Source organism: Pseudomonas sp. HD6422, assembly GCF_025377065.1.
Lineage (GTDB): Bacteria > Pseudomonadota > Gammaproteobacteria > Pseudomonadales > Pseudomonadaceae > Aquipseudomonas > Aquipseudomonas putida_U.
This window is the reverse complement of the sequence record NZ_JAHWIW010000007.1, coordinates 21,405-44,289: the sequence shown is the minus strand read 5'-3', so window position 1 is coordinate 44,289 and position 22,885 is coordinate 21,405. Positions and strand designations below refer to the sequence as shown.

Sequence of the window (22,885 nt, the reverse complement as noted above, 5' to 3'; positions counted from 1 at the left end):
GCAGTTGTTTGTGTTTCAAAGGATTCGGAGTCGTTATGGCTGGTCATTCCAAGTGGGCGAACATCAAGCACCGCAAAGAGCGCCAGGATGCCAAGAGAGGCAAAATCTTCACCAAGTGGATTCGCGAGCTGACCGTCGCTGCCAAGCAGGGTGGCGGTGATCCGGCTTCCAACCCGCGCTTGCGCCTGGCCCTGGACAAGGCCTTGGGCGCCAACATGAGCCGCGACATCATCGATCGCGCCGTGGCCCGTGGTGCCGGTACCAATGAAAGCGACAACGTCGAAGAGCTCAGCTACGAAGGCTACGGCCCAGGTGGTGTGGCGATCATGGTCGAGGCCATGACCGACAACCGCAACCGTACCGCCGCTGCCGTGCGTCATGCCTTCACCAAGTGTGGCGGCAACCTGGGGACCGATGGCTCGGTGGCCTACCTGTTCGAGCGCAAAGGGCAGCTGAGCTTTGCCCCAGGCGTCGATGAGGACGCATTGATGGAGGCGGCGATGGAGGCCGATGCCGACGACGTAGTGGCCAACGAAGACGGCTCGTTCGAGGTGTTCACCTCGTTCAACAGCTTCTATGCGGTGCGCAACGCTCTGGAAGAAGCCGGCTTCAAGGCCGCGGACGCTGAAATCGTCATGCAGCCGACCACCAGTGCCGAGCTGGATCAGGAGGGTGCCGAGAAGGTGCTCAAGCTGATCGACATGCTCGAAGACCTGGACGACGTGCAGAACGTCTACTCCAATGCGCAGATTTCTGACGAGATCATGGAGAATCTCGGCTAAGATTTTGCGTTTGGCCTTAAGGGCCTATTCGCGGGCAAGCCCGCTCCCACAGGTACTGCGCCGATGTCAGATTGAGTGCTGCCCCTGTGGGAGCGGGCTTGCCCGCGAATAGGCCATTACATATTGAAAAAACAGGCGTTATGACTCTGATTCTTGGTATCGACCCCGGCTCGCGCATCACCGGTTATGGCGTGGTACGCCAGACTGCCCGTGGTTGCGAGTACGTGGCGTCGGGCTGCATCCGCACCGGCAGCGGCGAGCTGCACGAGCGGTTGCAGATCGTTTTTCGTGGAGTCAGCGAGATCATCCGTCTGCATGGCCCGATGACCATGGGCATCGAGCGGGTGTTCATGGCGCGCAACGCCGATTCGGCGCTCAAGTTGGGCCAGGCCCGGGGAGCAGCCATCGTCGCTGCCGCCGAGGCTGGTCTGGAAATCGCCGAATACAGTGCCACCCAGGTCAAGCAGGCTGTCGCCGGCTCCGGTGGTGCGAACAAGGAGCAGGTGATGATGATGGTCATGCACCTGCTCAAACTCACCCAGAAGCCCCAGATCGATGCCTCCGACGCGCTGGCCATCGCCCTGTGCCATGCCCATACCCGTTCCAGCCTGGTACCCCATGGCCTGGCCACGGCGCGGCGGCGCGGCGGGCGCTTGCGTCTTTGAGCGCTTCATGCGCTGATACACATTTTGTCCGGGTGAAGCGTTCACCCGTTGCATTTGCTGATAGGGTTGAGCGGTCTTCGACCGGCTCCCCGAGAGGAAGGATCGGAACGTGATTGGACGTTTGCGCGGCACCCTGGCGGAGAAACAGCCGCCGCACCTGATTATCGACGTCAATGGCGTGGGCTACGAGCTGGAAGTGCCCATGACGACCCTGTATCGCCTGCCCAAGGTCGGCGAACCAGTGACCGTGCATACCCACCTGGTGGTACGCGAGGACGCCCACCTGCTCTACGGTTTCGCCGAAAAACGCGAGCGCGAGCTGTTTCGTGAGCTCATCCGCCTCAATGGGGTGGGGCCGAAACTGGCCTTGGCGCTGATGTCCGGATTGGAAGTCGACGAGCTGGTGCGCTGCGTGCAGGCCCAGGACACCTCGGCCCTGGTGCGTGTGCCCGGCGTCGGCAAGAAAACCGCCGAGCGCCTGCTGGTCGAGCTCAAGGATCGCTTCAAGGCCTGGGAAACCTCTCCGGCCATGTTCACCTTGGTATCCGACGGCCCGCTGCCCGTCAGCAGTGGCTCTACGGCCGAGGCCGATGCGGTCAGTGCCCTGGTATCCCTGGGCTACAAACCGCAAGAGGCCAGCAAGGCCGTGTCGGCGATCAAGGACAAGGCGGGTCTGAGCAGCGAAGAACTGATTCGTCGCAGCCTTAAAGGGATGATTTCCAAGTGATCGAAGCTGACCGCCTGATCGCCGCCAGCGGGCGCGACCGTGAAGAGGTCCAGGACCGGGCTATCCGTCCGCTGCGCCTCGACGAATACATCGGCCAGCCGGTCGTGCGCGAGCAGATGGCGCTGTTCATCCAGGCTGCCCGTGGCCGCAACGAGTCCCTCGACCACACCCTGATCTTCGGCCCGCCCGGCCTTGGCAAGACGACCCTGGCGAACATCATCGCCCAGGAAATGGGTGTTTCGGTCAAGAGTACTTCGGGCCCGATTCTGGAGCGCCCGGGTGATCTGGCGGCGATGCTGACCAACCTCGAGCCCCATGACGTGCTGTTCATCGACGAGATTCACCGTTTGTCTCCGGTGGTCGAGGAGGTGCTGTACCCGGCCATGGAGGACTTTCAGCTCGACATCATGATCGGCGAAGGCCCTGCGGCCCGCTCGATCAAGCTCGACCTGCCGCCGTTCACGCTGGTTGGTGCCACTACCCGTGCCGGTATGCTCACCAATCCGCTGCGCGACCGTTTCGGTATCGTCCAGCGCCTGGAGTTCTACAGCAACGCCGACCTTGCCACCATCGTCAGCCGCTCGGCGAACATTCTGGGCCTGGCCATCGAGGATCAGGGCGCCTTCGAGATCGCCCGCCGTGCCCGAGGTACGCCGCGGATCGCCAACCGGCTGCTGCGCCGCGTGCGCGACTATGCCGAGGTGCGGGGCAAGGGTCAGATCACCAAGGCGGTCGCCGACATGGCGCTGAACCTTCTGGATGTCGACGAGCGCGGTTTCGACCACTCCGACCGCCGTCTGCTGCTGACCATGATCGAGAAGTTCGACGGCGGCCCGGTGGGCGTCGACAACCTTGCCGCGGCCATCAGCGAGGAGCGCCATACCATCGAGGATGTGTTGGAGCCTTACCTGATCCAGCAGGGCTACATCATGCGTACCCCACGCGGTCGCGTGGTGACTCGGCATGCCTATCTGCACTTCGGTTTGAATGTGCCCGGTCGCCTGGGCGAAGGGGGAGATTTTTCCGATCAGGGCGATGAATGACAGATCGAAATCGGCTTTTCGTGGTCCTACCGCTGGCATGCCGCAAAGGTGCTGGCAATACGACATTGATGAAGAAAAAACAGTTGCCGCAGCGGATTGGCAATCTGAGGAGTAAGCACTAGAGTATGCGCGCGCAAAAAGGCCTGGAACCGTTCGCTCACCGTTGTCGCGTCTATTACGAAGACACCGATGCGGGCGGCGTGGTGTATTACGTCAACTACCTGAAATTCATGGAGCGCGCGCGCACCGAACGCCTGCGGCACCTGGGCTTTTCCCAGTCGCAGTTGGCCGAGGACAATCTGTTGTTCGTGGTCCATTCCAGCGAGGCGCGCTATCACGCGCCGGCGCGCCTGGACGACGAGCTTCGGGTAACCGCGCAAGTTCTTGAACTCAATCGCGCCAGCCTGCGCTTCGTGCAGCAGGTGTGGCGGGAGAAGGATGAAACGCTGCTTTGCGAAGGGCAGTTCCTGGTGGCCGCCGTGCGCGCCGATACTTTCAAACCCCGAGCCATACCCCCGGAGCTGCGCGACGCCTTTGCGGCAGACGGCTTGGGTACTCAATCGAATGCAGGAGAATAAGCGTGGAAGCTAACGTCGTCGACCATACCTCCATGTGGAGTCTGGTCAGCAATGCCAGCGTGGTAGTGCAGCTGGTGATGTTGACCCTGGTGGCCGCCTCGGTCACCTCATGGATCATGATCTTCCAGCGCAGCACCATGCTGCGCGCCGGTCGTCGAGCGCTGGATGCCTTCGAGGAACGCTTCTGGTCGGGCATCGACCTGTCCAAGCTGTACCGCCAGGCCGGGAGCAATCCGGACCCGGACTCTGGTGTCGAGCAAGTGTTTCGCGCCGGCTTCAAGGAGTTCTCGCGCCTGCGTCAGCAACCGGGCGTCGATCCGGATGCGGTGATGGAAGGCGTTGGCCGTGCCATGCGCGTGGCCATCTCGCGTGAGGAAGAAAAGCTCGAGCAGAGCCTGCCGTTCCTGGCAACCGTGGGTTCGACCAGCCCGTACATCGGCCTGTTCGGTACCGTATGGGGCATCATGAACTCGTTCCGCGGGCTGGCCAGCGCCCAGCAGGCGACCCTGGCCACCGTTGCTCCGGGTATTGCCGAAGCCCTGGTCGCCACTGCCATCGGCCTGTTCGCGGCTATTCCCGCGGTCATTGCCTACAACCGATTCTCCGCACGCAGTGAAGTGCTGATCGGTCGCTACTACACCTTCGCCGACGAGTTCCAGGCGATCCTGCACCGTAAAGTGCACACCAGCGAAGAGTAAGCAGGTATTAACCCCATGGCCCGAGTTCGCCAAAAACGCAAGCCGGTCGCCGAGATGAACGTGGTGCCCTACATCGACGTGATGTTGGTGCTGCTGGTCATCTTCATGGTGACGGCTCCCATGCTCAACCAGGGCGTGAAGGTCGACCTGCCCAAGGTTTCCAGCGAAGCCCTGCCGCAGGACAACAACGTCCAGATCCTCACCATCTCCATCAAGGCCGACAAGACCTACTACTGGAACCTCGGCAGCGAAGTCGATACCGACAAGCAGATGGACAAGGCCATGACCTTGCCGGAAATGACCAGCGCAGTGACCAAGATCATTGCCGCCGGTCGCGACCAGGGCAAGCAGACTCAGGTCTTCATTCGTGGCGACAAGGCTGTCGACTACGGCGCGGTCATGGGTGCCATGGGCGGGTTGCAGAAAGCCGGTGTCGGTAACGTTGGCCTGATTACCGAGGCGCCCTGATGCAACAGCGAGAGCCATCCGCCTCGGAAAGCTACTTCTGGCCCAGTGTCTGGGCCATCGGCCTGCATGTGCTGGTGTTCGCAATGCTGTTCGTCAGCTTCGCCATGACGCCGGAGCTGCCGCCTTCCAAGCCGATCGTTCAGGCTACCCTGTATCAGCTCAAGTCCAAGAGCCAGGCGACTACCCAGACCAATCAGAAGATTGCCGGGGAAGCGAAGAAAACCGCCTCGCGCCAGACTGAAGTCGAGCAGCTGGAGCAGAAGAAGGTCGAGCAGGAGGCCATCAAGGCCGCGGAACAAAAGAAGGCCGATGCCGCTCAAAAGGCCGAGCAAGCGCGTGAGGCCGCCGAGGCGAAGAAGGCCGAAGAGGCCGCCAAGGCTGCTGAAGCCAAGAAAGCTGCCGAAGCCAAGAAGGCCGAGGAGGCGAAGAAGGCCGCCGAGAAGCAGCAGGCTGACATCGCCAAGAAAAAAGCCGAGGAGCAGGCCAAGAAAGAGGCCGCCGAAGAAGCCAAGAAACAAGCTGCAGAAGAGGCCAAGAAGAAGGCCGCTGAAGAAGCGAAGAAAAAAGCAGCCGAGGACGCCAAGAAGAAAGCGGCGGCCGAGGAGGCGAAGAAGAAGGCAGCTGAAGAGGCCAAGAAAAAGGCCGCTGCAGATGCCCAGAAGAAAAAGGCACAGGAAGCAGCCCGCAAGGCGGCGGAAGACAAGAAAGCCCAGGCTTTGGCCGAGCTGTTGTCCGACACCACCGAGCGCCAGCAGGCCTTGGCTGACGAGCAGGGTGACCAGGTGGCCGGCGACTTCGACGACCTGATCCGCATGCGCGCCGCCGAAGGCTGGGCACGTCCGCCTTCAGCGCGCAAGGGCATGACGGTAGTCCTGCAGATCAACATGCTGCCGGATGGCACCATCACCAATGTCAGCGTATCGCGCTCCAGTGGCGATGGTCCGTTCGACAGTTCGGCGGTTGCAGCCGTGAGAAACATTGGTCGTTTGACCGAGATGCAGGGCTTGAAACCGAACGAGTTCAATCCGTACCGTTCGTTCAAGATGACATTTACACCTGAGGATCTAGCGTTGTGATTAAACTCCTTCGAGGAATGCTGGTCATGCTCTGCTGCGTGGCTGGCATGGCCATGGCAGAGGAAAAGAACATCCTGGTCACCAGCGGCAGCGATCGGGCCACGCCCATCGCGGTCGTGCCGTTCGGGATGCAGGGTGGCAGCGTACTGCCGGAAGACATGGCCGATATCATCGGCAACGACCTGCGTAACTCGGGCTATTACTCGCCGATTCCGCGGCAGAACATGATCAGCCAGCCGACCCAAGCCAGCGAAGTGATCTTCCGTGACTGGAAAGCCCTGGGCGCCCAGTACGTGATGGTCGGCAATATCGTGCCTGCGGGCGGTCGGCTCCAGGTGCAGTACGCCTTGTTCAACGTCGCCACCGAGCAGCAAGTGCTGACCGGCAGCGTGACCGGCGGTACCGACCAGTTGCGCGACATGGCGCACTACATTGCCGACCAGTCCTTCGAGAAGCTCACCGGTATCAAGGGCGCGTTCTCCACGCGCATCCTTTATGTCACCGCCGAGCGTTTTTCCGCCAACAACACTCGCTACACCCTGCAGCGTTCGGACTACGACGGCGCACGTGCGGTGACCCTGCTGCAGTCGCGTGAACCGATTCTGTCGCCGCGTTTCGCCCCGGATGGCAAGCGCATCGCCTATGTCTCGTTCGAGCAGAAGCGTCCTCGCATCTTCGTGCAGAACATCGACACCGGTCGTCGCGAGCAGATCACCAACTTCGAGGGGCTCAACGGTGCACCTGCCTGGTCGCCGGATGGTTCGCGCCTGGCGTTCGTGCTGTCCAAGGACGGTAACCCGGACATCTATGTGATGAACATGGGTTCGCGCCAGATCAGCCGTGTCACTGCCGGTCCCGGTATCAACACCGAGCCGTTCTGGGGCAAGGATGGCAACACCCTGTACTTCACCTCCGACCGTGGCGGCAAACCGCAGATCTACAAACAATCGGTCAGCGGTGGTGGTGCCGAGCGTGTGACGTTCGTCGGTAACTACAATGCCAACCCGAAACTTTCGGCCGATGAAAAGACTCTAGTAATGATTCATCGCCAACAAGGTTTCACCAACTTCAAGGTGGCGGCTCAGGACTTGCAGCGCGGAAGTGTAAAGATTCTCTCCGAGACCAGTCTTGATGAGTCTCCCACTGTTGCGCCAAACGGCACCATGCTAATCTACGCCACCCGCCAGCAGGGCCGGGGAGTCTTGATGCTCGTGTCGCTTAATGGACGCGTGAGGCTCCCACTTCCTACCGCTCAAGGCGAAGTCAGAGAACCGTCCTGGTCCCCTTACCTGAACTGATTGCGGCGTAATACGTTTTGCTTAACACACTGGGGTTTCATTAGGAGTTTCACGATGGAAATGCTGAAGTTTGGTAAATTCGCTGCGCTGGCTCTGGCCATGGCCGTAGCTGTAGGTTGCTCCTCGAAGGGCGGCGACAACGCTGGTGAAGGCGCTGCTGTCGATCCGAACGCTGGCTACGGTGCAAACACCGGTGCCGTTGACGGTTCCCTGAGCGAAGAAGCTGCCCTGCGCGCAATCACCACCTTCTACTTCGAATACGACAGCTCGGATCTGAAGCCAGAAGCCATGCGCGCCCTGGACGTTCACGCCAAGGACCTGAAAGCCAACGGCAACCGCGTTGTCCTGGAAGGCCACACCGACGAGCGTGGTACCCGCGAGTACAACATGGCTCTGGGTGAGCGCCGTGCCAAGGCCGTTCAGCGCTACCTGGTTCTGCAGGGCGTTTCCCCTGCTCAGCTGGAACTGGTTTCCTACGGCGAAGAGCGTCCAGTTGCCACCGGCAACGACGAGCAGTCCTGGGCTCAGAACCGTCGCGTAGAACTGCGTAAGTAAGTTCTTATGCGTATGTGCCGTCGTGTTGTAACCGTCCTCGCACTCAGCCTTCCGTTTTCGACGTGGGCTGCGGTTCCTGTAGTAGATGACAACGCCGGTGGTTATCCGCCGTCGGGTTATGGCACGAGCGGCGCCTATGCCGGGTCAGGGGCTTCGGCCCCTGCCTCTGCACAGGGTCAGCTGTTCATGCAACTGCAACAGATGCAGGATCAGATCTCCCGCCAGCAGGGCATCATCGAAGAGCTGCAGAACGATGTCGCCCGAATGAAGCAGGAAAACCTGGAGCGTTACCAGGATCTGGATCGTCGCATCAACAGTGGTGGCGCGCCTGCCGCGAACCCTGATAATTCTTCCGCCGGTGGTGCTTCCGATGCCGCCGGTGCAGCAGCAGGTGCCGCCGGCGCCGCTGCCCAACAACCGGCCGCCAGCAGCGAGCCGGGTGATCCGGCGAAAGAGAAGCTCTATTACGATGCTGCTTTCGACCTGATCAAACAGAAGGACTTCGACAAGGCCAGCCAGGCGTTCAATGCCTTCTTGCGCAAATATCCCAATAGCCAGTACGCCGGCAACGCCCAATACTGGTTGGGTGAGGTCAATCTGGCCAAGGGTGACCTGCAAGGCGCCAGCCAGGCCTTCGCTCAAGTCAGCCAGAAGTACCCGAAACACAGCAAGGTGCCTGATTCGCTGTACAAGCTGGCGGACGTGGAGCGTCGCATGGGCCATACCGACAAGGTGAAGGGCATTTTGCAGCAGGTCATTACTCAATACCCTGGCACTTCCGCTGCGCAGTTGGCGCAACGTGATCTGCAAAAACTCTGAGTTTGTAGGAAAGAGTTAAGCCATTTGAAAGAAACCCGCGCTTGTCGCGGGTTTTTTCGTTAGAGGGATGGTGCACAAACTCCTTGCCGGATTACGGCGCAGGCCGCATCCTGCGGGCCTTGCAGCCCTGGGTTGACCGGGGCACAACAGCCGTTTAGAGGGCCATTTCACCGGGGCGCATGACCGGTGCACGTGACCCACTGCCAGGAGTTGCGCCATGTCGGATCATCTGATGAAGCGAGACGGGCGGTTCATCTACCGCCGCCGCTTCCCTGTCGAAGTTGCCAGCATTGTGGGCCGTACCGAGTTCCGAAAGGCGCTTGGCACCAGCGACCGCAAGGAAGCGCTACAGCTTGCCCGTGTGGTGTCGGTTGACTTCGACCGTACCTGCGCCGAAGCCCTGGCAGGGAGCGCCTGCGGTGGCGGTACAGGGGCGATGCAGGCCCTTGGCGGGGATGTCCCAGCGGTAACGGCAGAGCGCATCCTAGAGCGTCTGCGGGCCGTTGTAGACGATGCTACCCGGTCGGCTGTCGAAGCCCTTGAACCGAGCCAGCGGCAGGCCCCGACCTGGGCGGCAGAGCTTGAATGGCGCAAGGCCGCACTACAGGCGATTGCCGACGGGAAGCATCCCGGCGCGGCTGACTACAGCCCGATGGAGGCATTGGCCGCCCTGCGCGCCCTGGAGGCCCTGGAGAGGGGCGAGGTGCCCACGCTAGGGCAGCCCTCAACGCCTGAGCCAGCTAACGCTGTGCCTTCTATTGCGCCTGTTCCAGAGCACTCTGTACCTGCAATCCCTGCTCAACGGGCGCGGCATGGGCAGACCACCGCCGCCGAGTTTCAGCGGACCTTGGATAAGTACCTGGCCCAGGCTACACCCCGACGTGGACAGCAGGTGCAGACGCTGTGCCGGGACGCCCTACGTTGGCCAGCCACCCCAGCGGAGCAGGTCCAAAGCATTCTCGACTATGGCCAACGGCGCCTTGAGCAGGGCATGAAAGCGTCGTCACTCAATACCAGCACCAATGCCATTCTGGCCGTACTTCGCTGCATGCCTGGGTGGGAGGGGATCAAGCTGCCGAAGCTCGATGCCACAGCCAAGACGATTCGTTCCGGTGCTGGCGCCAGGAAGGAGGCCCGCCAGCCGATCCCCGTTGCAATGCTCAAGGCTTGTATCCAGAACATGCAGGACACGGCACCCGAGGTGGACTGTGCGGCGTTGCTCATCCTGGCCCGGTACGGCTTGCGCCCGTCTGAACTACTGCGGGAGGGACCGGAGGCATTGACGGTGCGGGAGGACATCATGGGCGGTAAGGAACTGGTGTTCCAGGCAGGGTTATCCGGTAGGAAGACTGATGCCAGCCGCCGTGACCTCCCGGTGCATGCCGATGACGCCCGGCTGTTCCGGCTGGTGCTGGCCGAAAGGGGAGAGGCTGCCGACCTGGGCCGTAGGACTGAGCAACGTGTCCGTCGATTGCATGACCTGTTGGGGCGTCGCCTGCCTGCCGGTTACACGTTGTATGGCGTTCGGCATACAGTGGCTGACCTGATGCGGCATGCCGGTGCCTCTGAGCATGAAGCCGGGGCAATCCTTGGGCACGTTGGTAAACAGAGCATGACCAGCATCTATGGTGGCAAGTCTGCGTTGAAGGCCCAGCGGGAGCTATTGGACAAGGTGCGCCAGTTGCTCGAAAGCCCAGCGGCCTAAATTTGTTGTAGTCGTGCGAGGGGAGGGTCTGACCCGATCAAGGCCAGAATCCCCCCGTGGGGTGCCAGTCAGGTCCCCACGGATTGATTGCGGTTAGCCTTCGTTTGCTACAAGGCTGTAGTCACAGGTCGAGCATCGGCGAACGGTGAGGGCGCCAACCTCCGCCACGCTGTGAAGTGTTTGCTTGGTGCAGTTCGGGCATTTCTGTCCCTTACCTTGGCCAGGCTCCACGACGTGATTCCATCCCCAGCCAGTTGCATGGCACTGAGTGCACTGCTTGACAGCGCCGTTGTTGTAATAGGTCTTCTGGGAGCACGAGGGACAGACTGAGCCAGGCATAATTCGGTTCCATGAGTGGTGGCTAAGGGCCGCTACTCTACATCACATTTGTTGCGCTCAAAAGGAATTGAAGTGTGGCGTTACGGGTATGCCTCAAGCGCTACCGTTCATCAATCAAGTGCTGGTGTAGCGATATTGTTGTTTGACGTATCTAAACGCTACACATATAGTCGCTACATCCAAACCGCTACAGGGCGACTATCATGATGATCCGTGCTTACCTCCGTGCCTCTACTGCCGAGCAGGACGCCAGCCGCGCTAAGGAACAGTTGCGAGATTTCGCCCAGCAGCATGGCCACCGCGTTGCTGGTTACTATGTAGAGAACGAATCCGGCGCCACGTTGCAGCGCCCGGAGCTGTTCCGCTTGTTAGCAGATAGCGAGCCTGGCGACATTTTGCTGGTCGAGCAGGTAGACCGATTGGCGCGATTGAATGAGGCTGACTGGTCAGCTCTGCGGGCCACTCTCCAGGCGAAAGGCGTACTTGTTGTTGCCCTTGACCTGCCGACCTCACATCAAGCAATGCTCCAGGCGAAAGCTGGTGACGACTTCACAGGTCGTATGCTGGCGGCTATCAATACGATGCTGCTGGATATGCTGGCGGCAGTCGCCAGAAAGGATTATGAGGACCGGCGCCGTCGGCAGGCGCAGGGCATCGAGAAAGCAAAGTCGGCTGGTGCTTATAAGGGGCGCCAGGTGGATGCCGATCTGCACCGCCGAATCGCGCAGTTGTTGGAGGACGGCAAGTCGGTGCGCGGTATCGCTGACCTGCTCGACTGCTCGACCAATACCGTCCAGCGGGTCAAGCGGGAGCGCACAGCCAACGCCTGAGGCAGCCTCGCCGGTGTTACCACAGCGCCTGGGCATATCCGCCTGGGCGTTTTCGTTTCTAGGCCCTGGGAGCGGCTGTAGCGCCAGTTGTCGCGGTGCTGCACTCCCGGCCTGTTTTGTGCTGGCTCCGCGCCTGGCGGCCACTCCCTATCAAGTTTTATTATTTGATAGATTTCGTAAATGTTCCATACACCAGAGATAGTTAGACACCTGTCAATCTATCTCGACCGGTGCTGTACGTTACATCTACGTGATTCGCGGCGACCTGGGACCCCATCCGGGTCGCTGCGCTTTTTACTTCTGCACCGAACTTCGTCGTTGTCCGTCCGGCTGTGCAACGGCCAGGGCATACGAACCCACCTTTGGCGATATCTGAGATACCGAGCGGCACTCGTCGTGTTCTTGGATAGGTTCGATAGCAACGCACCTGCACACCACGCCGCTCTTGGCGTTTCCCTTTTCTTTTAGCGTGATCTGCATCCTGATAAGGAGGACTCACCGTGTCCGATCTGTATAAGCGGCGAGGCCGCAAGCCCTTGGCCGCTGCCCGTATCGTCGAGGTAATGCGGCGTTTGGCAACCCAAAATGCACCGGTTACCACCGCTGTGCTGCGCAAGCATCTGCCCGACCTTCCAGCGTCAAGTCTGCTCCGTGCTGTGCAGTGGCTGCGCGATGAGGCTGGTCTTCTGGTCCGCAACATCAACGGCACCAACGTGCGCGAATATCTGCTTGGCACGCAGCATCGCACCTGGGCGATCAACCTATCGCCTGAGCAAGTACGCCAGTCCGCACGTGCCGAAACCACCCTGCTGATCGTTCTTCAAGATGCAGAGCGAGGCAAGCCCTGATGGCCCGTAGAAAGAAGATTGACCTCGACAGGCTGGGTCTTGAGCTGCTCGCCGAGACGATTGAAGGCACCAAGAAACGATACGCGGATGCTAAGGCAGAAGGGTACCCGGTGGACGCTGCGACGATCTCGGCGAGTGTGTCGTTGTTGAAGCTGATCGAGGCGACAAAGGCGGCTCGGGAGATTGATACCGCCGCAGAACTGGAGCGCCTCCGCGAGCAGTTCAAGCGTCCGCCAGCCAGCCGACCGGCAGGTCCTGCATCAGCGATCCAGAATGAACCCGCCGACCGAGCCGCCTTGCTCGCAGAGTACGGCATTACCGATCCCACTACTTAACCGATGGCCTGGCGCCTTCGACCGGAGGAACCATGACAACGAACTTGGAAGAGTTGAAACAACGCGGCCAGGCTGGCGCTGAGGTGGGCCAGCCAGATGAGCGGCCACCCTTCGACCGTGCAGCCGCACTACGGCAGGTAATCAAAGAGAAACCCTACATCAAGGGCACGGAGGCGACGCTGCTGGTCGACAAGATGGAGGCCGCCCACAACCGCACTGCAGTAGGTTCGGCCACAGCCCAAAGCATTGTCCGGCACTACATGGGGAAGACCCAGGCCCAGCGAAGAGAGATGGCGAAGGAGCTGCGGGCTATCGGTTACCGTGGCCGCTACGCCTCGGCAGGGGAAGTGCTGGACCTGATGACGGAAGCACACAACCGGGCGCTTGATGATGTGCGCCCGTCCGCCCGCGCCATCCTGCGCCAGCAGGTCGGGGAGGATGACGCCCCACGGCTAGCCACAACCAAGAGCCGCTACATCAAGAGTGCCATGCAGAAGCTGGCCGACCACCCCACCGCCCGACTCATGGAGGCCGAAGGAATGCGCACAGCACGCGACGTAAGTGAAATCTGCAAGTCCTCCCTGGCCGGTGGGGTGGCTGCGCTGTATCAGCGTGCCGACGTTGCCAAGCGCCTTGCTGGGCTCACCGATACCCAGGCAGAACAAGCCCGTGAGATTGCCGCTTTGAAGGCCCGTCTGGTTGCCCTGGAGACGCGCCAGGATGTTGCCGAGTCCGGTGAGCACTGGCACGACGTGGCCAAGCGCATGCGTTCTGAGGGCGCTACGTACGGCTCTATTGCCAAGGCTACCGGGCAAGGGCGTAGCGCAGTGTCTAACTACCTGCTGCGTAATGCATGAGCAATCATAAAGCTACGAAGTAGCTATAGAAATCGAACCAGTTTTGGCTGTACACGCGTGTACACCTGCCGTGTACAGCTAGCCAGTTCACTAGGGCCTGCCACAGGCCCAGGCTGCGCGCTCCAGCGCACCCACCAAGAGCCTACCCCACCGCCCAGCCGATGAGCCAAAGACGCTCAGACGAAGCCGTGGGCGGCATTCAAGGAGAACACCATGACCACCCGCTATACCCGGATTGTGAAGGAAGATCCCACCGCCAGTATGACCCTCGACCACAAGGCTTTGGCCGTCGTCCTGAGCATGATGACCCGCGACAAGGTGCGCGGCATCTCGCTGACTAAACGCCTGACCTGGGTGGCCCACGTTCAGCGCAACGGCGTGCTGCATCAAAAGGAGTTCCCGTTCGGGGAGAAGGCCCAGGCGATTGCCTGGTTGCTGTGCACACGCGCCCAGCTTCAAGCCGAGGGCAACGACATCAACCAGCGCGGCAGATGGAAGCGCTCGCCAGCGGTGGCCGCATGATCCACCAACTGATCCAGATGATCCAATCGGTGCAGGAAACGCCCGAGGCAGAAGCCGCCAGGGCAACGGCCCAGGCCCGGCGGCAACGTGGCCTGACCGAAGCCGACTTGGCGAGCCTGTCGATGTCGGCCTACCAGTTGAGGCAAGCCCGCGAAGCTGCGCTGGCCAGCCAGTCCGCGCAATCGGCCCCAGCCAGTGCATCTGTCGAACAGTTCACCCTTGAAGTTGTGGCTGGCGGCAACGCTGCAACCACTCGCCGCCAGCGCCCAGGCTCCTCGCTCGGCATTAACACCTGACCTGCTGCATTAGCGCCCTCGATTCAAACCACGTAGACGAACACGTACCGGAGACCACAAATGACCAAGACCAACAAGCCAGTAATCAACGCAACCGTATCCCCGCGCACCCAAGCCCTGCTTGGCGCCCTCCGCACCGCCATTACCCTGGACCGCCTCGACGTGCCGGAGCTGACCGCGCCTGCTGTCCCCAGCAACTATGCCGACGTGAAGGCCGGGCTGAGCCGTATGGCAGAGCGCTTCATTGACCCGGCCCGAGCCGAAGGCAAGCGCACTGGCGCAGATGACGTAGCCCGCGAGCTGGGCGCTGTGCTCGCCCAGGCTGCCCGTTCCGGCATGCCGCTGGCTGACCTGCCCGCCGCCCTGGACTATGATGCCGCCATGGTGCAGTACCGTGGTCAGCAGGCCCATTACCTTAAATCCAGTGATGCCCACGCCGCCCTCCTGGCTGAGTCTGTCCAGACCTGGCTAGCTGATCTGCTGGCGGTGCTGAGCGTCCGTGGTGTGCTTGGCGCTGACGTGGTGCAGGATGCCGCTGCCGCTGGTAACAAGACCATGGCCGCGACCGCCCTGGACCTTGTAGCCCGCGAGAAACTGAACACCGCTGGTGCTGCCGACCTGCCTGTCATGGCTGCCGGTCGTGGCCTGATGGTACTTCTTGCCGCTGGCGTTGATCCCGCTGAACTGGTGCTGCATGACCTTGAGGTGCTGGTGGCGCTGGCGGGTAACGAGATCATCCCGGCCACCTTGCTGGGTGCTGGCCTGTCCGCTGCTGACTTGTCGTTCCGCGCCGGTACTTCGCTGGTGAAGGTGAGCACCCGTGGCGCCGTCCTCTACCGCGAAGCTGAAACCCAAGGTGGCCGTGTCGTCCTGCCCCACAGCGTGCTGGTGGCGGTCAGCCAAACTGCGCTGGAGCAGTTGCAGGCGGAAGTGGGCGAGCGCCTGGCCCGTACTCCTCACCGTTTCCAGGAGGCGGCAGTAGGCAACAGTTCGCTGGACCGTAGCCGTCGTGTCGTGCACGGTGGTGGCCTCGGCGGCTTCGCGGCAACTATTGGCTAAATAATGGATGGCCCGCCTAGTGCGGGCTAAAGGCCATGCTCGATATCACGCATAAACTCCGATTCCGGTGATAAGGCGCCCATCAGAGCCATACGGGCCGCAGGGCCGATAGCCTTCCTGCCAAACAACCCCGCACGCTTAGGGGTTGCGTAATCCTTCATCTGTGCCCAGAACGCAATCCGTTTGTTTGCATGCTCCCACACCTGCTGCGCTTGGGGTGTAGTTGCTCCGCCATGGTTAAGGGCGTCGTTGTAGATGCCGACCACCAAGCGCAGGTCATTCAGATACTGTTCCTGCTGGTCTGAGCTTTGCAGGCGGAGCGTCGCTGCAACATACTGGGGATCAAACTCCAGGCCGGTGGCCTTGCGCAAATCTTCAAAGAACAAAGGTTCGTCCATGGCAAGCCGCTCATAAGGAATGGTCTGCGCAACGCTAGTCGAGGCGCTTAGAAACCGCCATATCAAAATAGTGGCATGCTCGATAAGGTTGCGGTGCCAGAGCGGGGCACAAGCCCTGTGCACCGGACGTGCCGCGACGAGCCGACAAACGGCTCAAGCCCAGTAAATTCAAGGCTTCTGGACTAATTGCCCGGTTCTTCGTTAGAATCTGTGCCCTTTTTGTTCAACACGCTGCCCCGGATAACGCGATGTCGAGTCTGGGGTGGTGCCTGACGGAGGCGGACAGCCTGTTTAGCTGTCACGCCCGTGGCGATCATGCAAGATACATTACGCATCACCGAAGTCTTTTACTCGTTGCAGGGTGAAACACGAACGGCGGGGCTGCCCACGGTATTCGTGCGCCTCACCGGTTGCCCCCTGCGCTGCCAATACTGCGACAGCGCGTATGCGTTCAGTGGCGGCACTTTACGCACCCTCGACTCGATCCTCGAGCAGGTGGCCAGCTTCAAGCCGCGCTACGTCTGCGTTACCGGTGGTGAGCCACTGGCTCAGCCGAATGCGTTGCCACTCCTGCAGCGTTTGTGCGACGCCGGCTACGAAGTGTCACTGGAAACCAGTGGTGCGCTCGATATCGCCGGCACCGATGTGCGCGTCAGCCGTGTGCTCGACCTCAAGACCCCTGGGTCGGAAGAGTCGCACCGCAACCGCTACGAGAACATCGAGTTGCTGACCCGCAACGACCAGGTCAAGTTCGTCATCTGTTCGCGCGAAGACTACGACTGGGCAGTGTCCAAGCTGATCCAGTACAACCTGGCCGAGCGCGCGGGTGAGGTACTGTTCTCGCCGAGCCATCATCAGGTGAGCGCTACCGACCTGGCCGACTGGATCGTCGCCGACAACCTGCCCGTCCGTCTGCAGCTGCAGTTGCACAAGCTGCTGTGGAACGACGAACCCGGACGTTGATTGAGAGTAAACAGACATGACTGAGAAACGCGCGGTAATCCTGCTGTCCGGTGGCCTCGACTCGGCTACTGTCGTCGCCATGGCCAAGGCCGAAGGCTACAGCTGCTACACCATGAGTTTCGACTATGGCCAGCGTCATCGCGCCGAGTTGAACGCTGCGGCCCGTGTGGCCCGTGACCTGGGTGTGGTCGAGCACAAGGTGATCGGTCTGAACCTCGACGGCATCGGTGGCTCGGCCTTGACCGACAGCAGCATCGATGTGCCGGAGACGCCGGGCGATGGGATTCCCGTGACCTATGTTCCGGCGCGAAACACCGTGTTCCTGTCTCTGGCCCTGGGCTGGGCTGAGGTGCTGGAGGCGCGTGATATCTTCATCGGCGTAAACGCCGTGGATTACTCCGGTTATCCCGACTGCCGCCCTGAATTCGTCGAAGCGTTCGAACGCATGGCCAATCTTGCCACCAAGGCTGGCGTGGAAGGACAGGGCTTCCGTATCCAGGCGCCGCTGCAGAACATGAGAAAGGCTCAGATTGTCCAGGCCGGCCTGGCACGAGGCGTCGATTACAGCCTCACCGTTTCGTGCTATCAGGCCGATGACGAAGGCCGTGCCTGTGGTAAATGCGACAGCTGCCGCCTGCGCGCCGAGGGCTTCAAGGCCGCCGGCGTGGACGACCCAACACGTTATTTTTGAAAAAATTGCCTGTGAAGTGTTGATTTCCCGTTAGAAATCAGTATTATACGCGCCATCCAACGGGTCGTTAGCTCAGTTGGTAGAGCAGTTGGCTTTTAACCAATTGGTCGTAGGTTCGAATCCTACACGACCCACCATATGCAGTAAGTCAAAGCCCGCAACCGGTAACGGTTGCGGGCTTTGTCGTTTCTGGATTTTCCTGAATGAGCAGAGTGGCTTGCTCTATGCAATGCTGATCTGGTCAACTCTTCGTTTCGGCCCGCGAAGTCGCCAAGGGGAACATGGCATGAAAGTCTCTCAGCTCCGACTCATAAATTTCAGAGGTATTAGCGACCTTTCGGTTGACTTCACTGAGCGCACGACAGCGTTCGTTGGTGTAAATGGCGTTGGAAAATCCACAGTGCTTGACGCATTGGCTATTGGGCTATCTCAGCTCATGTGGCGGATTGCCGGAACTGCTCAAAAAGCCCGCCCCATCGCCACGGATGATATCCGCGCTGGCGCTGATTTCGCGAGGGTTGAGTTGACAGTCATCTTGGATGACAAACCGGTACGCTGGGCCGTTGTCACCAATCAAAAAAAAGGGGTTTATAGCGATCCGCTTCGGAAGAGCGAATTGGATGCGCTCAATGAGTATGTGAGTGGACAGCATGAGCGTTGGGTTGCTGAAGGAGTTGATGACCGGCCCCTTGCTGTATTTTACGATGTAAACCGAGCAGTTCTTGATGTTCCGATGCGTGTACGCGAAAAGCTTTCTCATGATGCTAAAGAAATATATCAAGATGCATTAGACCATGGGGGAGCTGACTTCAAGCGATTCTTCATTTGGTTCCGAAATTTTGAAGATGCAGAAAATGAAGTTCGCATAGACGATCCCGACTTTCGTTATTACGGTCTTGAGGCTGCTCGCAAAGCTATCTTGGAATTCACAGGGTTCGAAGGGGTCCGCGTGCGTCGCAAGCCCAAGATGCGAATGACTGTTCGAAAGCGCGGCGGAGAGTTCAACGTTCTGCAGTTATCAGACGGTGAGCGTAATATGCTGGCTTTGGTGGGGGATATGGCTAGGCGCTTGAGTGTACTCAATCCAGCGCTTTCCAATCCCAATCAAGGTGCTGGTATAGTCATTATTGATGAGGTTGATTTGCACTTGCACCCTCGATGGCAGCGAGAGGTTGTAAAAAAGCTCGAATCTACGTTTCCGAACTGCCAATTTTTCATTTCTACCCATTCCCCTCAAGTGATTGGCGAATTGGCCCCTGAATCGGTGATGTTGTTAAAGGATGGGAGGCTTCTAGGCCATGCTAGACGCGCTATAGGTTTGAGTAGTGGCGAAATTTTGGAAGAATTGATGGAAGGGACTGCGCGTAACGATAAGTTTCAGTCTGCAATCGACTCGATTCAGCGCGATATTGAAGATGAGCGTTTTGGTGCCGCTAGGGATGGGTTGAAAAAAGTTTCAGAAATTTTTGGTCCTCTGCCAGAGGTTTTGCGTTTAGAAGAGTCACTCGAATGGTATGACCCTACAGAAAAACTCGAAGTCGGTGAGCATGGATCTGGAAATCGAACATGAGAACGATACGGAAGGGAAAGGAGTGTGTCGAGTTAAAGGCTTGGAAGAGGCTGAATAGGACTTCACCGCAAAATCTTCACTATGATTATTTGGATAGTGCCACCCGGTCAGCGATGTTGCAGCGTTTGGTGATGGAGTCGGGGCAGCTCTGCGCGTACACAATGAAGCCAATAATTATGAAGGATGGCAGGTGGCAAGCCCACATTGAGCACGTCATGCCGCGCACGACTCACAGTGATATAACAATCACTTGGACCAATCTTGTGGCATGTATTCCCCAGCCAGGCGCTGCCTGTGATTTTGGTGCTGTATGCAAGGGGGCATATGATCCCGATGTAAGACCTTTTCTTTCGCCGATTGGTCAGGGGGTCGCTGGGCGATTTCGATTCCGGGATAATGGAAAGGTAGAAGGCTTAGACCCCGCAGCAGTCGAGGTGGTGAAACCGACTGTGTTGAATTTAAACCATCCAGAGTTGGTTAATGACCGAGAGGCCAAAATCAGAGAAGCGCTTCGCCATGCTCAGACCGCGAAAAAAGCTCGTGATCGAGCAAGCGCGCTCCGCATGCCAGATCGAAATGGAGTGATGGAGCCTTATTGTGAAGCGGTCGCACAAGTCTTGGATGAGCATGCGAGGAAGTTAGAAAACCGGGCTGGTCGCTTGGCTAGGACTCGACGCGATTAGAAATGCTGGGCTGCGAGTTAGTCCCTTACTCAGCCCACTCCGGGTCACCGGTGAATACCACGGTCAACCAGCGGTTCGGCCCTTCGCCGCCCACCGCCTCGCCGACTTCGTCGCGCAGTGCGTCCCATTCCTCGATGCTCTTGGCGCCCATGCTCTTGGGTACGATGAAGTACAGCTCGATCTCGCGCGAGCGGCCAACCTTGGCCACATAAGCGCGATACGACTGCAAGCCGTGGCGGGCGACAAAAGCGCGGGCGACTTCGTCCACGTGGACTTTCAGGTCGCCGGGAGTGACCAGGAATATTTCCGACAGCGCTTGGCGCACCACCGATAACGGCAGGGGAATGATCACCAGGCAGACCAGTGCCAGAACGGCTGGGTCGATGTAGGGCGACATCCATTCCCATGGCGTGCCCTGCACGGCATAGCCAAAGCAGAAGGCAATCAGCAGCGCGGCGGTGATGCTGGCCGACATCACCCAGCCCTTGACGTCCATGCTCACGAAATCCGAGCGCAGCTTGCGGTTGGCACGTGCTTCGATCACGGCGATGGTCACGCAGGCGATCACGGTGAGCACTGCATAGCCAATGGCAATGCCGAACTCCAGGTGACGACCGCCTTCGAGTACGCTGGCGATGGCGTTGATCAGCGCGTAGATGGCCACACCGCTGAGCAGGATGCCATTGAGCGCCAGTACCATAGGTTCAAGGTGCCAGAAGCCCATGGTGAAGCGTTCGCGCAGCTTGCGCGACAGATGCAGGCTGGTGGTGTGCGAGGTGATCAGGCGTACCACCACCAGCGACAGACCGCTCATGCTGGCATCGACCAGCGAATAGACGCCGTCGAAGACGATCGAGAACGAGCCGGACGCGAGGCCGAAGCCGATGCCGATGGTGGCGATGAATAGGGTCACGGCGATCGAGGTGCGCAGCAGACCCTGCTCGCTGGCGATGTCGAAGAAGGGCGGTTTGCGGGTTGTTTCCATGGGTAGAACTCGGTGAGAAGGTAGATTGCCGGTGCCTGCGAAGCAGGCGCCCTGGCTTTACAGGCTAGACGCGAAACTGCTCCATCAATGCCTGTTGCTGGTTGGCCAGGCGATTCAGGGCCTGGCTAATACGCGCCGATTCGTCGGCCTGACCGGACAGCGCCTCGGTCACGTCGCGGATACCTGCCACGTTGCGGTTCACTTCCTCGGCCACGGCGCTTTGTTCCTCGGCGGCCGAGGCGATCTGCAAGTTCATGTCACTGATCACTGTCACGGCTTCGCCGATGCGCTGCAGCGCCGGGACCGCCTGTTCCATGCGCGTGGCGCTGTCTTGTGCCTGGCGTTGACCCTCGTGCATGGCACCGACCACGTCCTGTGTACCTTGCTGCAGGCCTTCTATCACCTGACGAATCTCACCTACCGATACCTGGGTGCGCTGGGCCAGGCTACGGACTTCGTCGGCGACCACGGCGAAGCCACGGCCTGCCTCACCGGCTCGAGCGGCTTCGATGGCGGCATTGAGCGCCAGCAGGTTGGTCTGCTCGGCGATTGCACGGATCACCTCCAATACCGAGCCGATCTGTTCGCTGCGGCTTTCCAGGGCGCGGGCTTCGGTCATGGCGTTGCTCATGTCGACAGCCAGTCGATCGATGCTTTGGCGGGTACTGGCGATCAGTTGCAGGCCTTCGCGGCTGGCCTGGTCGGCGCCTCTTGCAGCCTGGGCCGCCTGCGCGGCGTTGTGGGCGACATCCTGGGCGGTGGCGCTCATCTCGTTGGCGGCGGTGGCCACTTGTTCGATCTCGCGCTGCTGTTGTTGCATGCCGCTACTCGTCTGGCTGGCGATGGCCGCAGACTGATCGGCGGTGCCGCGGGCATCCTGCAGCGAGCTTTTCACTTGGGCAATCACCGGCTGCAGTTTGTCGAGAAAACGGTTGAACCAGCCGGTCAGTTGCCCGAGTTCATCCACGCGTGCGTAGTCCAGGCGTCGGGTAAGGTCGCCCTCGCCGCTGGCGATGTCCTGCAACCGTGCAGCCACGGCGAGGATTGGCCGGGTCACGCCCCGGGCGGTCAGCCAGACCAGCAGCAGCCCGAGCACCGCGGCGCCCAGGCCGATCAGCAGGCTGGTGAGGTTGGCGTTCTGATTGTGCGTGTCGAGCCGCTGATTGAGGGCCCGCGCGGGTGCTTGCAGGACAGCCTCCGGCACTTCCAGCAGCACCTGCCAGGGCGTTGCGCCCGGTATTGGCGCAAAGGCACGGGCGACACGCAGCGTGTCTGGTGCGATGCCCTGATCCAGCGGTTTGCCCAGGCGGCTGGCATCACGGCTGTGCCCTGCCAGCAAGCCGGTAGGACTGGCGATGCTGACCTGGCCCTGACCGTCGAAAAGTTGCTGGCGCCCCTCGAGGCTGACTTGCTGCAGATTGGCAAGGCCAATGTCCACGCCGACCACGCCGACCACCTTGCCTTGCTCCAGCAGGGGCAGGGCGATGCTGGTCATCAGGACCTGACGGCCATTGACCTCGTCAAGGTACGGTTCCACTACGCAGGTCGCGGCGGTCTCTTCAGGGCAGGTCAGCCAGCGATTTCCGGGAATGCCGTTGCTGCCGAGGGTGGCGTCGGCCAGCATCGATTCGGGCATCGCCTCCTGTTCCAGGGTGCCGGGGCTGGGCTGCGACCAATACAGCGAGAAGCGCCCGCTGTCGTTGCTGCCGACGCTTGCCTGACCGACGAACCGACTGTCCTGATGATCCAGTGCGTTGGCTTGGAAGACCACGTACAGCCCGATGATTGCTGGATTGCCCGCCAGACTGGCGCGAGCCTCGCGGGTCAATTCTGCGCGCAGGTCGTCGCTCCCTTTGGCCTTCAGCACCTGGACCAAGTGGGCGAAACCATTGCTGTACTGGTAGGCGTCCATGAAGTAACGCTGCACCCGCACGGCCTGGACTTCGGCCTGTGCCTGCAAACGCAGGCGTGCGCTCTGGTCGAGCATTTCGGTATTGGCCTGGTTGACCAGAGCAGCGCTGCGCACCGACTGAAGCAGCGAGGTGGCGACCAGCAGGGCGACGATGGCCAGCAGGCATAGGCCGGCGAGCAGGGT

At 60.3% G+C, this 22,885-nt stretch carries 24 protein-coding genes, 1 tRNA gene and 2 pseudogenes; 23 read left to right on the top strand and 4 right to left on the bottom strand.

Annotation, left to right across the window (positions count from 1 at the left end):
* Window positions 1–35 precede the first annotated feature (35 nt).
* From KY379_RS06605 to KY379_RS06515, 19 genes are all read left to right on the top strand, one after another.
* Window positions 36–782, top strand: a complete 747-nt coding sequence (locus tag KY379_RS06605) for a YebC/PmpR family DNA-binding transcriptional regulator (protein WP_133327878.1) — start codon at window positions 36–38, stop codon at window positions 780–782.
* Between the two features lie 140 nt (window positions 783–922).
* On the top strand, window positions 923–1,447 hold the full coding sequence (gene ruvC / locus KY379_RS06600; protein ID WP_261239518.1) for a crossover junction endodeoxyribonuclease RuvC: 525 nt from the start codon (window positions 923–925) through the stop codon (window positions 1,445–1,447).
* 109 nt (window positions 1,448–1,556) lie between these two features.
* The gene (ruvA, locus tag KY379_RS06595; protein ID WP_133327882.1) at window positions 1,557–2,174 is read left to right on the top strand and encodes a Holliday junction branch migration protein RuvA; all 618 of its coding nucleotides are present in this window, start codon (window positions 1,557–1,559) and stop codon (window positions 2,172–2,174) included.
* Complete coding sequence (gene ruvB, locus KY379_RS06590; RefSeq protein WP_133327884.1) at window positions 2,171–3,217, top strand: Holliday junction branch migration DNA helicase RuvB; 1,047 nt, start codon at window positions 2,171–2,173, stop codon at window positions 3,215–3,217. Before ruvA ends, ruvB begins: the two co-directional genes overlap by 4 nt.
* Before the next feature lie 125 nt (window positions 3,218–3,342).
* On the top strand, window positions 3,343–3,795 hold the full coding sequence (ybgC, locus tag KY379_RS06585) for a tol-pal system-associated acyl-CoA thioesterase (RefSeq protein ID WP_133327886.1): 453 nt from the start codon (window positions 3,343–3,345) through the stop codon (window positions 3,793–3,795).
* A 2-nt stretch (window positions 3,796–3,797) separates the two neighbouring features.
* Window positions 3,798–4,493, top strand: coding sequence for a protein TolQ (gene tolQ / locus KY379_RS06580; RefSeq protein ID WP_133327888.1), 696 nt, complete (start codon window positions 3,798–3,800; stop codon window positions 4,491–4,493).
* Window positions 4,494–4,508: 15 nt separating this feature from the next.
* Complete coding sequence (tolR, locus tag KY379_RS06575; protein WP_133327890.1) at window positions 4,509–4,961, top strand: protein TolR; 453 nt, start codon at window positions 4,509–4,511, stop codon at window positions 4,959–4,961.
* The gene (gene tolA / locus KY379_RS06570) at window positions 4,961–6,037 is read left to right on the top strand and encodes a cell envelope integrity protein TolA (RefSeq protein WP_196172177.1); all 1,077 of its coding nucleotides are present in this window, start codon (window positions 4,961–4,963) and stop codon (window positions 6,035–6,037) included. Before tolR ends, tolA begins: the two co-directional genes overlap by 1 nt.
* Window positions 6,038–6,063: 26 nt before the next feature.
* Complete coding sequence (tolB, locus tag KY379_RS06565; protein ID WP_397465978.1) at window positions 6,064–7,335, top strand: Tol-Pal system beta propeller repeat protein TolB; 1,272 nt, start codon at window positions 6,064–6,066, stop codon at window positions 7,333–7,335.
* Window positions 7,336–7,389: 54 nt separating this feature from the next.
* A complete protein-coding gene (gene pal, locus KY379_RS06560; RefSeq protein WP_043209505.1) occupies window positions 7,390–7,890 on the top strand; it encodes a peptidoglycan-associated lipoprotein Pal in 501 nt (166 codons plus the stop codon).
* A 6-nt stretch (window positions 7,891–7,896) separates the two neighbouring features.
* Entirely contained in the window at window positions 7,897–8,709 is an 813-nt protein-coding gene (gene ybgF, locus KY379_RS06555) for a tol-pal system protein YbgF (protein ID WP_261239521.1), read from the top strand.
* A gap of 217 nt (window positions 8,710–8,926) precedes the next feature.
* Window positions 8,927–10,414, top strand: coding sequence for a DUF6538 domain-containing protein (locus KY379_RS06550; RefSeq protein WP_023381904.1), 1,488 nt, complete (start codon window positions 8,927–8,929; stop codon window positions 10,412–10,414).
* A 542-nt stretch (window positions 10,415–10,956) separates the two neighbouring features.
* Complete coding sequence (locus KY379_RS06545) at window positions 10,957–11,583, top strand: recombinase family protein (protein WP_186600706.1); 627 nt, start codon at window positions 10,957–10,959, stop codon at window positions 11,581–11,583.
* Window positions 11,584–12,083: 500 nt separating this feature from the next.
* A complete protein-coding gene (locus tag KY379_RS06540; RefSeq protein ID WP_261239523.1) occupies window positions 12,084–12,431 on the top strand; it encodes a hypothetical protein in 348 nt (115 codons plus the stop codon).
* Window positions 12,431–12,766, top strand: coding sequence for a hypothetical protein (locus KY379_RS06535; protein ID WP_186600704.1), 336 nt, complete (start codon window positions 12,431–12,433; stop codon window positions 12,764–12,766). Before KY379_RS06540 ends, KY379_RS06535 begins: the two co-directional genes overlap by 1 nt.
* A 32-nt stretch (window positions 12,767–12,798) precedes the next feature.
* A complete protein-coding gene (locus KY379_RS06530) occupies window positions 12,799–13,623 on the top strand; it encodes a hypothetical protein (protein WP_261239524.1) in 825 nt (274 codons plus the stop codon).
* A gap of 213 nt (window positions 13,624–13,836) precedes the next feature.
* A complete protein-coding gene (locus KY379_RS06525; protein WP_261239525.1) occupies window positions 13,837–14,145 on the top strand; it encodes a hypothetical protein in 309 nt (102 codons plus the stop codon).
* A complete protein-coding gene (locus KY379_RS06520; protein WP_261239526.1) occupies window positions 14,142–14,441 on the top strand; it encodes a hypothetical protein in 300 nt (99 codons plus the stop codon). The genes KY379_RS06525 and KY379_RS06520 overlap by 4 nt, the downstream gene beginning before the upstream one ends.
* Window positions 14,442–14,501: 60 nt before the next feature.
* The gene (locus KY379_RS06515; protein ID WP_261239527.1) at window positions 14,502–15,500 is read left to right on the top strand and encodes a hypothetical protein; all 999 of its coding nucleotides are present in this window, start codon (window positions 14,502–14,504) and stop codon (window positions 15,498–15,500) included.
* Window positions 15,501–15,526: 26 nt separating this feature from the next.
* Here KY379_RS06515 and KY379_RS06510 read toward each other — a convergent pair whose 3' ends face one another.
* Entirely contained in the window at window positions 15,527–15,898 is a 372-nt protein-coding gene (locus tag KY379_RS06510; RefSeq protein ID WP_216891486.1) for a hypothetical protein, read from the bottom strand.
* A gap of 315 nt (window positions 15,899–16,213) precedes the next feature.
* Here KY379_RS06510 and queE point away from each other — a divergent pair, with 315 nt between their 5' ends.
* The 4 genes from queE to KY379_RS06490 all read left to right on the top strand — a co-directional run bounded on the left by queE (window position 16,214) and on the right by KY379_RS06490 (window position 19,122).
* A complete protein-coding gene (gene queE, locus KY379_RS06505) occupies window positions 16,214–16,861 on the top strand; it encodes a 7-carboxy-7-deazaguanine synthase QueE (protein WP_133327898.1) in 648 nt (215 codons plus the stop codon).
* A gap of 16 nt (window positions 16,862–16,877) precedes the next feature.
* Window positions 16,878–17,552: a 7-cyano-7-deazaguanine synthase QueC gene (gene queC / locus KY379_RS06500; protein ID WP_261239528.1), complete on the top strand. Its 675-nt coding sequence runs from the start codon at window positions 16,878–16,880 to the stop codon at window positions 17,550–17,552.
* 61 nt (window positions 17,553–17,613) lie between these two features.
* A tRNA-Lys gene (locus KY379_RS06495) sits at window positions 17,614–17,689 on the top strand.
* Window positions 17,690–17,838: 149 nt separating this feature from the next.
* Window positions 17,839–19,122, top strand: coding sequence for an AAA family ATPase (locus KY379_RS06490; RefSeq protein WP_261239529.1), 1,284 nt, complete (start codon window positions 17,839–17,841; stop codon window positions 19,120–19,122).
* 708 nt (window positions 19,123–19,830) lie between these two features.
* On the opposite strand, the gene KY379_RS06485 is transcribed toward KY379_RS06490, so the two are convergent.
* From KY379_RS06485 to KY379_RS27350, 3 genes and pseudogenes are all read right to left on the bottom strand, one after another.
* Entirely contained in the window at window positions 19,831–20,790 is a 960-nt protein-coding gene (locus tag KY379_RS06485; protein WP_133327902.1) for a cation diffusion facilitator family transporter, read from the bottom strand.
* 64 nt (window positions 20,791–20,854) lie between these two features.
* Window positions 20,855–21,367, bottom strand: a pseudogene (locus KY379_RS27355) (methyl-accepting chemotaxis protein); the annotation flags it as partial.
* A gap of 345 nt (window positions 21,368–21,712) precedes the next feature.
* Window positions 21,713–22,414: pseudogene (locus KY379_RS27350) on the bottom strand (HAMP domain-containing protein); the annotation flags it as partial.
* Between the last annotated feature and the right edge of the window lie 471 nt (window positions 22,415–22,885).